This window comes from Sutcliffiella rhizosphaerae (assembly GCF_917563925.1).
Lineage (GTDB): Bacteria > Bacillota > Bacilli > Bacillales > Bacillaceae_I > Sutcliffiella_A > Sutcliffiella_A rhizosphaerae.
The window spans coordinates 155,772-168,095 of record NZ_CAKJTJ010000003.1; the positions used below are offsets into that span (position 1 = coordinate 155,772).

Sequence of the window (12,324 nt, forward strand, 5' to 3'; positions counted from 1 at the left end):
TATAATACTGTTCTGGATGTTTATTGGAGATAAAGGCAGGCGTTTCCTGCGTGCGATGAAATACTGCCATATCCATCCTTGTTCAGGGGGGATGTAGTGGTAGGCTACAGACCTTCCTGTGGCTTTTGCGGAGATAAACAGCGTCGTTTTATAGAGTATTTCTAATTAATAGGGGACTGCCAGAGAAAAGTATTCACTTTCTGGCCACCCCCTTTTTTCCGAATGTTGAAAATTAGCGGATATTGTCAAGTTTTGGACTTTTGTGACGGTAAAATGAGCAGAGAATAGGAAACGTGGACTACCTAAGGAAAAAAGAAGTATTTTTTCAAGAAAGATTTATTTAATGCTGGATTAAACAATAGGAATTTGTTTATAATGAATGGTATGGATTTTTCTAGGAATTGCTATGAATAATGTCTTTATACATATATAGAAAGGATGTGCAGACATTGGCATTAGACCATTTAACGGCAGAAGATATTAAGGAAATGTCATTGATCGAGATTGCAACTGGGATTTTTGCGGAGAAAAAGCAATCTGTTACTTTCTCAGAATTATTAACGGAAATCAAGGAACTTACTGGCTTTACGGATGAAAATCTAAAGGGTAAAATATCCCAATTTTACACTGATCTGAACATCGACGGCCGTTTTATTTGTATTGGCGAAAACCAATGGGGACTTCGTGCATGGTATCCTTACGATCAAATAGAAGAGGAAACAACACCTCAAGTAAAAACGAAGAAAAAGAAAGTGAAAAAAGCGGTCGATGAGGAACTCGAGTCAGATGAGTTTGAAGACTTGGATGAAGAAGAGTTGGAATTCGATGACCTTGAAGACTACGAAGAAGATGATGATGCAGAAGAAGAGGAAGACTTCGATGCAGATGACGATTCAGATGACGACGACGAGGAGTTCGAAGAGGACATAATCGAAGAAGACGATGAATATGAGGAACTTGATGAAGAAGATGAATTAGAGGAAGATGAGGAAGAGGACCTTTAATTTTTTGAAAAACACTCCGATTTTGGGGTGTTTTTTGTTTTCGCTGCAACTCGACAAAGTTTGTACCTTGCAAACCTTTCGAATCATGCCTTTCAAAAAAGAATGAAAATTCGCAAGTCAATTCTAGTCCTTGACTTTTCCGGTACAACTAGGTAGAATCTTTTTTGGGCTCCTTAAAAAAGGACACGTATAATAAGCTATCATATACACGCTCCCCTTGCTGCCAAACAGCGGCAAGTGGGGCGTTTTTTATTTTTTAGCTCATAACTGTATTTTCGCTGTGCCTGAGGATTTTGGGACAGCTTCATTATTTTTATTAATGATTTTCAAGGTTTTGACTAATGATAAAAATGTTTAAAGCCTCTCAACATTGGTTAGTTCATTATATTTCAAATAAATTATTTCGAGGGGGAGACAGCATGACAAAGTATATTTTTGTAACAGGTGGCGTTGTATCATCTCTTGGTAAAGGGATTACTGCTGCATCTTTAGGAAGATTATTAAAAAACCGCGGGTTAAATGTAACGATCCAAAAATTTGACCCGTACATTAACGTAGACCCAGGTACGATGAGCCCGTATCAGCACGGGGAAGTATTCGTAACAGATGATGGTGCGGAAACAGACTTGGATCTTGGTCACTATGAGCGCTTTATTGATATCAACTTAAATAAGTACTCTAACGTAACAACAGGAAAAATTTATTCTACGGTTTTGAAAAAAGAGCGCCGTGGAGATTACTTAGGTGGCACGGTACAGGTAATTCCACATATAACAAATGAAATTAAAGAGCGTGTTTTCCGCGCTGGCCGCGAAACGAACGCAGATGTGGTTATCACTGAAATCGGGGGAACAGTTGGGGATATTGAATCTTTACCATACCTTGAAGCGATTCGCCAAATCAAGAGTGATATTGGCCGTGACAATGTAATGTATATCCATTGTACACTTGTCCCATACATCCGTGTTGCTGGCGAGCTGAAAACGAAGCCAACTCAACATAGTGTAAAAGAACTTCGTGGACTTGGAATTCAGCCAAACATTATTGTATTACGTTCGGAAATGCCGATCTCCCAAGATATGAAAGACAAAATTGCTTTGTTCTGTGATATTGATGAAAAAGCAGTTATCGAATCCATTGATGCAGATACATTATATGAAGTGCCACTAGCTTACCAGGCACAAAATATGGATAACATCGTAGTAGACCATTTAAAGCTTGACGCACAACCGGTTGCTGACATGTCAGAGTGGACAAAGCTTGTGGACAAGGTAAGAAATCTCTCGAAGAAAACGACAATTGCGCTAGTTGGAAAATACGTCGAGCTTCAAGATGCATACCTATCTGTAGCTGAAGCGTTGCGCCATGCTGGATACCAGTTCGATGCAGATGTGAAAATCAACTGGATTAACGCTGAAAATGTAACAGCAGAAAATGTGGACGAGCTTCTTCAAGGCGCAGATGGAATCTTAGTTCCTGGTGGTTTTGGAGATCGTGGAGTGGAAGGGAAAATTGAAGCAATCCGCTATGCACGCGTAAACAAAGTACCATTCTTCGGAATCTGCCTTGGTATGCAGCTTGCTTCAGTTGAATTTGCGCGAAATGTACTAGGTTATGAAGGGGCACATTCTGCAGAATTGAACCCAGCAACGCCTTTTCCAATTATTGATTTGTTGCCTGAGCAAAAAGACATCGAAGATCTTGGTGGAACATTGCGCCTAGGCCTTTACCCTTGTAAACTTATTGATGATTCACTCGTACAAAAAGCTTATGCAGATGAAGTAGTATATGAGCGTCACCGTCATCGCTATGAGTTTAACAATCAATACCGTCAACAAATGGAAGAGAATGGATTCATCTTCTCCGGTACAAGCCCAGATAGCCGCTTGGTTGAAGTAATCGAGATCAAGGATCACCCATGGTTCCTTGCATCTCAATTCCATCCAGAATTTACTTCCAGACCAAACCGTCCACAGCCGCTTTTCCGCGACTTTGTAGAAGCATCCTTAAAAAATGCGGAAGTACTAGCATAAAAAAGAAGGCGCACTGTTCGAATAAACAGTGCGCCCCGTTTTTTTACAAAACAATCTTTTTACTAACTTATTTTAAACATTTATCTGAGCTCCAGCTCATACAAGCAATGATCATGAACCACTTCTATAAGCTTAAAGCCGTTTTCCTCGTAAAGCCTACGTAGCTTCATACTACCTGCAACACAGTCCAAACGGATACGTCTGTTGCCTAGTTCAATCGCATGCTGGATAATCCAATTCAGGAGAATATCCCCAATTCCATTTCCCTTGTACTTCAGAGCAACTGCAAGTTTATGAAGATAAACCGTGTCAACCTCTATACTCTCACCCCATAAATGTACATCCCAATCCTCTTGTACAGAAGAAAGCATAAACGTTGCCACAAGATCATGGTCATCTTTTATCGTCATTTTATAAAAAAGACCTTTAGTTATAAGCTCGAGTAGTTCATCGTCTTCATTTCCTGTAAGGAGGAAACTCCATTGCTCTGAACCCTTGCTTTTGAGGTAACTCGCTCTCTCTTTTAATAATGTTAAAATACTTTCACCGTCTTGATGGCCAGCCTGTTCGATACCCCATTTGCTTAGTGTGTTGTTCATCCTATAATATCCTCCTTAAACGTATCCCATAAGAGAGATTCGCCTTTTGAGAGTGGGTTTCCTTCCAACGTTCATATAAAGTTTCTCAAAAAATATTTGGAGATTTGCAAGCGCTATTTGAAAATTTCACCGTGTTATTTGAAGATTTACCGTCGTTATTTGATGATTTCATCTGGTTATTTGGAGATTTGCCACAAAGTTCAACTTTACTCCTGCTCTTCTAGCATTTCACGCAACGTAAACGATAAACCAAAGTAGGCATATAGAGCCGCCATACTGCTTGGGAATCCATATCTTTCACCATCATCTCCGGGAATAAGGGGTTTTTTTAATTTTAAATCAATGTGTACATCCACTATAGACTCTAATGTTTCCGCAGCACTGTCTCCATCCACGACTGTAGAAATACCGACCATTTCAATTCCAAGCTCCTTTAATGCTTTCGCAGTACTTACTGCTTCGTTGTCAGTGGAAAACCGACTGACGATTAAGGCGCGGTCTGTATCTGTGAGGTCATGGTAGTTATCGAGATCGGATAACAAAGTAGCTGTATCCATTGGTTCTGCTCCATCTATTGCTTCGGCTTCCACCGCTTTCATCTCTTTGACTCCGTAAATGTAAATACGACCCTCCCCAACCACGGCTTGGGCTAGCATTCTTGCCCCATCTTCTAGTGCTAAATCTTCTTCATTGCCCATTTTATTATAGATTCCTTGAAGCTGCGTGGTGAAAATTTTCAACATAAAACATCACACTCCTAATGTCCTAATTATTATTTCCTATCCCGAAATAAAAATGCTTCTATCCAAAACGTTTTCAGTAAGTAATTTACAATTTGAAAAAATATTTTCGGTCGAAAAAGGAGGAAATAAGACTATTATAGTAGAATTAGGTGGGAGGATGGAAACGGAATGATAATTTTTTGAAGAGGGGTGTAAAGGTGGGGCAAAAATTACTGATTGTAGATGACCAATATGGAATACGGATTTTGCTAAATGAAGTTTTTCAAAAAGAGGGCTATCAGACGTTTCAGGCGGCAAATGGATACCAGGCATTGGATATCGTCGAAAAGCATTCACCAGACTTGGTATTGTTGGACATGAAGATCCCCGGGATGGATGGAATTGAAATTTTAAAAAGATTAAAGGCATTCAATTCCGATATCCAAGTTATCATAATGACAGCTTACGGAGAGCTCGATATGATTCAAGAGTCAAAGGACTTAGGTGCGATAACTCATTTCGCTAAGCCATTTGATATCGATGAAATACGAGAAGCAGTACGAAAAAATATGCCAAGACATTCTGTTTGAAAAGCTGCTATCTAACTGAATATTAGAACATTTTAATTGTTATCGCTTTCATCGAAAAACGGCAGACTTCAATAGTTGCCGTTTTTCTGCATAGTTGATATGCTAGGAACTGGATAAAAATCTTCCGTAAAGTTTTACAGATTGTTTCATGCTGATACATAACTGCTTTTCTTATTGGTCAAGCTAGTTTTGATATGTATGAATAATTATATTCTCTTGTAAGAGCGGGAAATACTTTTCGGAGTGAGTATAAAATAAGGAGGGTGTTATTATGCCTTTAGTTTCTATGACAGAAATGCTAAAAAAAGCTAATGCAGAAGGATACGCAGTAGGTCAGTTCAACCTGAACAACCTTGAGTTTACACAAGCGATTCTTCAAGCAGCACAGGAGGAAAATTCACCGGTTATTCTTGGTGTATCTGAAGGTGCAGGCCGTTATATGGGAGGTTTTCATACAGTTGTAGCGATCGTTAAAGCGCTAATGAAAGATTATGGGATTACTGTCCCTGTAGCAATTCACTTAGACCACGGTTCCAGCTTTGAATCTTGTGCAAAAGCGATCCATGCAGGATTCACTTCTGTAATGATCGATGCTTCTCACCACCCATTTGAGGAAAACATCGAAACTACTACGAAAGTGGTAGAATTAGCACACTTCCACGGAGTATCTGTTGAGGCAGAGCTTGGCGTGGTAGGTGGACAAGAAGACGATGTTATCGCAGAAGGCGTAATCTATGCAGACCCTAACGAGTGTGAAGAGCTTGTTAAACGCACAGGTATTGATTGTCTAGCTCCAGCACTTGGATCTGTACACGGACCATACAAAGGTGAACCAAACCTTGGCTTTAAAGAGATGGAAGAAATCAACAACCGTGCGGGAGTTCCTCTAGTGTTACACGGTGGAACTGGTATTCCAACTCATGACATCCAAAAAGCAATCTCTTTTGGAACAGCTAAAATCAACGTAAATACAGAAAACCAAATTGCATCTGCAAAAGCAGTACGTGAAACACTTGCTGCAAAAACAGAAGAGTACGATCCACGTAAATACTTAGGACCTGCTCGTGAAGCAATTAAAGAAACAGTAAAAGGCAAAATGCGCGAATTTGGTTCTTCCAACAAAGCGTAATTTTTCATTTTTAAAACAAGATAATAACCTCAACCAACAAGACAACAACAGAACCGCCATACCCGGCGGTTTTATTTCTTTTCATGTGAAAGCGTTTTTTCTTGAGTTAAGTTAAAAAGTTCAAACAGGAAAAAAGCCTGATTGAAACGAATATTACGTTGAAGTACTTTTACATAAGGCAGTTATTCAAACACAAAAAGGAGAGATATTCATGAAATTTTTTATCGATACTGCAAATCTAGAAGAAATTAAGGAAGCTCACGCATTAGGAGTTCTTGACGGAGTAACTACAAATCCAAGTCTTGTTGCAAAAGAAAACATTTCTTTTGAAGATCGCCTTCGTGAAATTACTTCTTTTGTAGCAGGTTCCGTAAGTGCAGAAGTAATTGCCCTAGATGCAGAGGGAATGATTGAAGAAGGAAAAACATTGGCTGCCATCGCTCCAAACATTACGGTTAAAGTGCCAATGACACCTGAAGGTCTAAAGGCAGTAAAGGTTTTCAGTGAATTGAATATTAAAACAAATGTAACGCTTATATTTAATGCAAATCAAGCTTTGCTTGCTGCAAGAGCAGGGGCAACTTACGTTTCTCCGTTCCTTGGCCGTCTGGATGATATCGGACAAAATGGTTTAGACCTTATTTCCGATATTGCGGATATTTTCGCTATTCACGATATCCCAACAGAAATTATTGCTGCGTCTATTCGCCACCCTATGCATATTACAGAGGCAGCTTTAAAGGGAGCGCATATTTCCACAGTTCCATTTAAAGTGTTGATGCAGCTTTTCAACCATCCTTTAACAGATCAAGGAATTGAAAAATTCTTGGCAGATTGGAATAACCGCCAGCAATAATTCATAACATTCGACAAAATGAAGGTGTCGAAATAAGATATAAAGTATCAAATATTACGATTTCATAAAGAATCATGTTTTTCCATATATGTCAGAAAAACTTTCGTGTAAACTAGTAGGTAACGAAATTTTTATGATTGGTAATAATTGTGTATAATAAAGAATAGCACTTTTGGAGATGCTTATTTTCTTTTACAGAAAATAAGCTCGCCATGATCAATCTTAAATTTTGTAGATGTCACTAAAGTTTACGAAAAAGAAAGATATAAACCAACCTCGCCTTGAAGGGAGATCTATATGGAAAAGTTAAAAATTCTTGGTGGAAATAAGTTAAATGGAACAGTTCGCGTAAGTGGTGCGAAAAATAGTGCAGTAGCTCTGATTCCTGCAACCATCTTAGCGGATACTCCAGTAACAATTGAAGGACTACCAAAAATATCTGATGTTGAAATACTTAGCAGTTTGTTAGAAGAAATTGGTGGGAAAGTTAATCTAGATGGCGAAGATCTGACAGTCGATCCTTCTACGATGATTTCAATGCCGCTTCCTAGTGGAAAAGTAAAAAAACTTCGCGCTTCCTACTACTTAATGGGCGCAATGCTCGGTCGCTTCAAAAAAGCAGTGGTAGGATTGCCTGGAGGCTGTCATCTTGGTCCAAGACCGATTGATCAGCACATTAAAGGCTTTGAAGCATTGGGTGCAGAAATAACCAATGAACAAGGGGCTATTTATCTTCGTGCCGATGAACTAAGAGGAGCACGAATCTATTTAGACGTAGTAAGTGTTGGGGCTACAATCAATATTATGCTTGCAGCCGTTAAGGCTAAAGGAAGAACTATAATTGAAAATGCGGCAAAAGAACCGGAAATCATTGATGTGGCAACCTTACTTAGCAGTATGGGGGCAAAAATCAAAGGTGCTGGTACAGATGTCATCCGTATCGATGGTGTCGATAGCCTCCATGGATGCAAACACACGATTATTCCAGACCGAATTGAAGCTGGTACATACATGGTTATGGCAGCAGCAGCCGGTGGAGAGATAATCATTGACAACGTTATTCCAACTCACTTAGAACCCCTAATTGCGAAGCTCCGTGAAATGGGTGTCCGGGTAGATATTAATAACGATCAGGACCAGTTGCTTGTGGTTCCAGGTGAAAAGTTAAAAGCAGTTGATGTAAAAACGCTCGTTCACCCAGGATTCCCAACTGATCTACAACAGCCGATGACAACCCTGCTTACAAAAGCAGAGGGGACTAGTATCGTTACAGATACCATCTATTCAGCACGCTTTAAGCATGTGGACGAATTACGTCGCATGAACGCCCAAATTAAAGTGGAAGGCCGTTCAGCTATTATAAATGGTCCAATTCAACTCCAAGGTGCTAAAGTCAAGGCGAGTGACCTACGTGCTGGAGCTGCACTAGTTATCGCAGGATTACTAGCAGACGGACTGACAGAAGTTACCGGTCTTGAGCATATCGACCGTGGGTACAGTCATCTAGTCGAAAAACTTGAAGGACTTGGTGCAACTGTGTGGCGCGAGTCCTTAACAAAAGAAGAAATAGAACAAATGCAGAATTCATAACGAATCAAATGAAAACAGAACTTCCTAAGTTGAAGTTCTGTTTTTTTTTGGCTCATTTTTAATAGATGGTTGCATTTCCATGCCATGTTTCTTTTAAAACTGCCCTAAAAAGGTGGGTAGTAACGATTACGATGAAATATACATCCTTTTTTGAAGTTAGAAAGGGTATAGCTCGATGTGAGCATTTCTTTTATTTTCTCTTTTTTATTTCGATAAATGTGATATACTATTAACGAAAAGTATATCACAATAGCTATTTGTATAATGTAACAATAGAAAATTACCATAGTCAAATACTAGTTTGCTAGATGGAAAAAGGGAGTGGGACATTTGGAAAGAAGTTTATCTATGGAACTTATTCGTGTAACAGAAGCGGCAGCGCTATCTTCTGCACGCTGGATGGGACGCGGTGAGAAAGACAGCGCAGATGGAGCAGCAACTTCTGCGATGCGTGATGTATTTGATACTGTACCGATGAAAGGAACCGTAGTTATTGGCGAAGGGGAAATGGACGAAGCCCCAATGCTATACATTGGTGAAAAACTTGGAACTGGTTACGGTCCGAGAGTGGATGTTGCAGTGGATCCCCTAGAAGGGACAAGCATCGTCGCATCGGGAGGGTGGAATGCACTTGCTGTACTTGCAATTGCCGACCATGGAAACCTTCTTCATGCTCCTGATATGTATATGGACAAAATTGCTGTTGGACCTGCAGCAGTAGGGAAAATTGATATTAATGCTTCTGTAACAGACAACTTAAAAGCAGTGGCAGAAGCAAAAAATAAGGAAATTGAAGATGTGGTCGCTGTTATACTAAACAGGCCTCGCCATGAAAAAATCATTGCGGAGTTGCGAGAAGCCGGTGCCCGTATCAAGCTGATTGATGATGGGGATGTGGCAGCGGCGATTAACACTGCATTCGATCATACTGGTGTCGATATTTTATTCGGATCAGGTGGAGCACCAGAGGGTGTAATTGCAGCAGTTGCCTTGAAATGCCTAGGTGGGGAGATACAAGGAAAGCTGCTCCCACAAAACGATGAGGAATTGCAACGTTGTCATAAAATGGGGATTGTCGATGTGAATGCGGTCCTGCGTATGGAAGACCTTGTAAGAGGAGATGACGCCATTTTTGCAGCAACAGGTGTAACAGACGGAGAACTTTTACGTGGCGTCCAGTTCCGTGGCACCAATGCTACCACGCATTCAGTTGTCATGAGAGCAAAGTCAGGGACTGTGAGATTTATTGATGGGCAGCATAACATTAAAAAGAAACCGAACCTAGTAATCAAAGCTTGATAGTTGAAAGAATGCCGTAGACAGATACTAATCGTCTACGGTTTTTTCTTGGAGGAAGGTTTTAAAAAGTCCTACTAGAGCTATAAGATTTGATGGTAGTAAGATCGCTTTTATAAGTAAAAGGTCATAAAATTACTAGGTAGTACGAATAGTATGGTAGTGAAAGAAAGTTAGTCGACAAAAAATAAGATTATTCCCCAGAAAATATCAAGATGACTCAAAGCTTGTCTACAAAAAATAGTTGCTTAAAAGAACAAAATGTGGGTAAAATAAGTAAAGTGTGAAGCATTTTGTTGGAGTCTGGAACTAGATACTGTTCTAACTTCAAAAACTTATACTTTCTTATTCTTTAATCTATACTACGAGTAATTTGTAATTCTACCTTATATCTTCCTTGCGATTCTTCTACATTTTCTTCATAAGGAGAGTTTATCCCACATTTACGGGGATTAGTCCTCACTGCTTACATTTTTACATTTGCTAATTTTGCAGAGAAAGACTTAGCATATTCCCATCCTTCGAACTTAAATTCAGCTTGAATCAGTTTTGGAAGACAAAATTCAGGGTTGACCTGACTAATTAAACGAATAGAGTGGTGTTTTCTTTTTATGGATTTAACTATTTCACATTTAGAGAATTTAAAACTAAAAGAACTATACGAATTTGCACGTCAGCATAAAGTTTCTTATTACAGTAAACTCACAAAAAAAGAACTTATTTTTGCTATTTTAAAAGCTCAGGCAGAAAAGGACGGTTTACTTTTCATGGAAGGAGTATTGGAAGTCATCCAATCGGAAGGCTTTGGATTTTTGCGTCCAATCAATTACTCTCCAAGCTCAGAGGATATCTATATATCCGCTTCCCAAATTCGCCGTTTTGACCTTAGAAATGGGGACAAGGTATCAGGTAAAGTGCGTCCTCCGAAAGAAAATGAGCGCTATTACGGACTGTTACATGTTGAAGCAGTAAACGGAGATGACCCTGAATCTGCGAAGGAACGTGTTCACTTTCCTGCATTAACCCCATTATATCCAGATCGCCAAATAGTTTTGGAAACAAAACCCAAGGGTCTTTCTACCCGGATCATGGATTTAATAGCACCTGTGGGCTTTGGACAGCGTGGGCTAATTGTGGCACCTCCAAAAGCAGGTAAAACGATGTTAATTAAAGAAATTGCCAATAGCATCACAACCAACCATCCGGAGGCAGAACTCATTGTCCTTCTAATCGATGAGCGTCCAGAGGAAGTAACGGATATTGAACGTTCTGTTGCTGGAGATGTAGTAAGTTCAACATTTGATGAGGTTCCAGAAAATCATATCAAAGTAGCGGAATTAGTATTGGAGCGTGCCCTGCGTCTAGTGGAGCATAAGCGTGACGTTATTATTCTAATGGATAGTATCACTCGTTTGGCTCGCGCGTATAACCTAGTTATTCCACCGAGCGGACGTACGCTTTCTGGTGGTATCGATCCGGCGGCTTTCCACCGTCCGAAGCGTTTCTTCGGTGCGGCTCGTAACATTGAGGAAGGTGGAAGCTTAACGATTCTTGCCACAGCACTTGTTGACACTGGTTCCCGTATGGATGATGTCATCTATGAGGAATTCAAAGGAACAGGAAACATGGAGTTACACTTAGACCGTCAGCTTGCAGAGCGAAGAATCTTCCCAGCTATCGATATTCGTCGATCTGGAACACGGAAAGAAGAATTACTTATTCCAAAAGATCATTTGGACAAACTGTGGGCTATTCGCAAAACCATGTCCGATTCACCGGATTTTGCTGAGAAACTGCTGCGCAGACTGCGCCAATCCAAAACGAACCAGGAATTCTTCGAAATGTTGGAAGAAGACCAAAAAGCTGGAGTTGCCAAAAGATAAATATAAGATTAGCACCGTACCTTGCCAACTGGTGGGGTGCGGTTTTTGTATGACCAACCAACCATCCTTCTACCATTCAGGCGTAAGGAAAACATTAACAAAATCTAACCCGATATAAGTCCAAAAGGATTGTTGCAAAAGACGTCATTAGTTGATATAATTTCATCAGTGTGTTTTTAAGATAAATGATGTCGGCCAACATGGTTAGGTATCATTTGAATGATAACTCTGTTTCGAAAGACTCAGGGCTGAAAAGGAGATGACAAGAATGAAAGCTGGAATTCATCCGGATTACCGTAAAGTTGTATTCATGGACATCAACACTAGTTTCAAATTCATCACTGGTTCAACGATGAAAACAAACGAAACTATTGAATGGGAAGACGGTACTACTTACCCTCTAATCAAAGTTGAGATCTCTTCTGATTCTCACCCATTCTACACTGGTCGTCAGAAGCATGCTGCTGCTGATGGACGTGTTGAGCGTTTCAACAAAAAATACGGCCTTAAGTAATAAAGTAAAACAGGCAGGTTATCCTATATCTTGCCTGTTTTTTTACTTCTATTTACATATTTCGTTCGTTTAATAACGCTAAATATTATTATAGATTATTGCCTAAAT

At 39.8% G+C, this 12,324-nt stretch carries 11 protein-coding genes; 9 read left to right on the plus strand and 2 right to left on the minus strand.

What is annotated here, in order from left to right; genetic code table 11:
• Positions 1–449 precede the first annotated feature (449 nt).
• Both rpoE and LRP81_RS04385 read left to right on the plus strand, forming a co-directional pair.
• Positions 450–1,004, plus strand: coding sequence for a DNA-directed RNA polymerase subunit delta (gene rpoE / locus LRP81_RS04380; RefSeq protein WP_399207073.1), 555 nt, complete (start codon positions 450–452; stop codon positions 1,002–1,004).
• Positions 1,005–1,423: 419 nt separating this feature from the next.
• Positions 1,424–3,037, plus strand: a complete 1,614-nt coding sequence (locus LRP81_RS04385; RefSeq protein WP_230500037.1) for a CTP synthase — start codon at positions 1,424–1,426, stop codon at positions 3,035–3,037.
• An 80-nt stretch (positions 3,038–3,117) separates the two neighbouring features.
• On the opposite strand, the gene LRP81_RS04390 is transcribed toward LRP81_RS04385, so the two are convergent.
• Together LRP81_RS04390 and LRP81_RS04395 are read right to left on the minus strand one after the other, a co-directional pair.
• Positions 3,118–3,636, minus strand: coding sequence for a GNAT family N-acetyltransferase (locus tag LRP81_RS04390; RefSeq protein ID WP_230500038.1), 519 nt, complete (start codon positions 3,634–3,636; stop codon positions 3,118–3,120).
• 206 nt (positions 3,637–3,842) lie between these two features.
• Complete coding sequence (locus LRP81_RS04395) at positions 3,843–4,379, minus strand: DUF2529 domain-containing protein (RefSeq protein ID WP_230500039.1); 537 nt, start codon at positions 4,377–4,379, stop codon at positions 3,843–3,845.
• Between the two features lie 197 nt (positions 4,380–4,576).
• On the opposite strand from LRP81_RS04395, the gene LRP81_RS04400 reads away from it, so the two are divergent.
• The 7 genes from LRP81_RS04400 to LRP81_RS04430 all read left to right on the plus strand — a co-directional run bounded on the left by LRP81_RS04400 (position 4,577) and on the right by LRP81_RS04430 (position 12,216).
• Positions 4,577–4,948 (plus strand): response regulator, encoded by a 372-nt coding sequence (locus tag LRP81_RS04400; protein WP_230500040.1) that lies wholly within the window; start codon positions 4,577–4,579, stop codon positions 4,946–4,948.
• 271 nt (positions 4,949–5,219) lie between these two features.
• Positions 5,220–6,077, plus strand: coding sequence for a class II fructose-bisphosphate aldolase (locus LRP81_RS04405; protein WP_230500041.1), 858 nt, complete (start codon positions 5,220–5,222; stop codon positions 6,075–6,077).
• Positions 6,078–6,288: 211 nt separating this feature from the next.
• Positions 6,289–6,933: a fructose-6-phosphate aldolase gene (fsa, locus tag LRP81_RS04410; RefSeq protein WP_230500042.1), complete on the plus strand. Its 645-nt coding sequence runs from the start codon at positions 6,289–6,291 to the stop codon at positions 6,931–6,933.
• Positions 6,934–7,230: 297 nt separating this feature from the next.
• Positions 7,231–8,523 carry a UDP-N-acetylglucosamine 1-carboxyvinyltransferase gene (locus LRP81_RS04415; RefSeq protein WP_230500043.1) on the plus strand — a complete coding sequence of 431 codons (1,293 nt, stop codon included), beginning with the start codon at positions 7,231–7,233 and terminating at the stop codon, positions 8,521–8,523.
• Between the two features lie 330 nt (positions 8,524–8,853).
• On the plus strand, positions 8,854–9,822 hold the full coding sequence (gene glpX / locus LRP81_RS04420; protein ID WP_230500044.1) for a class II fructose-bisphosphatase: 969 nt from the start codon (positions 8,854–8,856) through the stop codon (positions 9,820–9,822).
• Positions 9,823–10,430: 608 nt separating this feature from the next.
• Positions 10,431–11,702: a transcription termination factor Rho gene (gene rho / locus LRP81_RS04425; RefSeq protein ID WP_230500045.1), complete on the plus strand. Its 1,272-nt coding sequence runs from the start codon at positions 10,431–10,433 to the stop codon at positions 11,700–11,702.
• Between the two features lie 268 nt (positions 11,703–11,970).
• On the plus strand, positions 11,971–12,216 hold the full coding sequence (locus tag LRP81_RS04430) for a type B 50S ribosomal protein L31 (RefSeq protein ID WP_010200435.1): 246 nt from the start codon (positions 11,971–11,973) through the stop codon (positions 12,214–12,216).
• Positions 12,217–12,324: the final 108 nt, after the last annotated feature.

Excerpts from the sequence above, each read along its gene's own strand:
- LRP81_RS04415 (WP_230500043.1), top strand. The coding sequence starts at position 7,231 with ATGGAAAAGTTAAAAATTCTTGGTGGAAATAAGTTAAATGGAACAGTT.
- LRP81_RS04405 (WP_230500041.1), top strand. The coding sequence starts at position 5,220 with ATGCCTTTAGTTTCTATGACAGAAATGCTAAAAAAAGCTAATGCAGAA.
- LRP81_RS04430 (WP_010200435.1), top strand. The coding sequence starts at position 11,971 with ATGAAAGCTGGAATTCATCCGGATTACCGTAAAGTTGTATTCATGGAC.
- fsa (WP_230500042.1), top strand. The coding sequence starts at position 6,289 with ATGAAATTTTTTATCGATACTGCAAATCTAGAAGAAATTAAGGAAGCT.
- LRP81_RS04390 (WP_230500038.1), bottom strand. The coding sequence starts at position 3,636 with ATGAACAACACACTAAGCAAATGGGGTATCGAACAGGCTGGCCATCAA.
- LRP81_RS04385 (WP_230500037.1), top strand. The coding sequence starts at position 1,424 with ATGACAAAGTATATTTTTGTAACAGGTGGCGTTGTATCATCTCTTGGT.
- LRP81_RS04395 (WP_230500039.1), bottom strand. The coding sequence starts at position 4,379 with ATGTTGAAAATTTTCACCACGCAGCTTCAAGGAATCTATAATAAAATG.
- rho (WP_230500045.1), top strand. The coding sequence starts at position 10,431 with ATGGATTTAACTATTTCACATTTAGAGAATTTAAAACTAAAAGAACTA.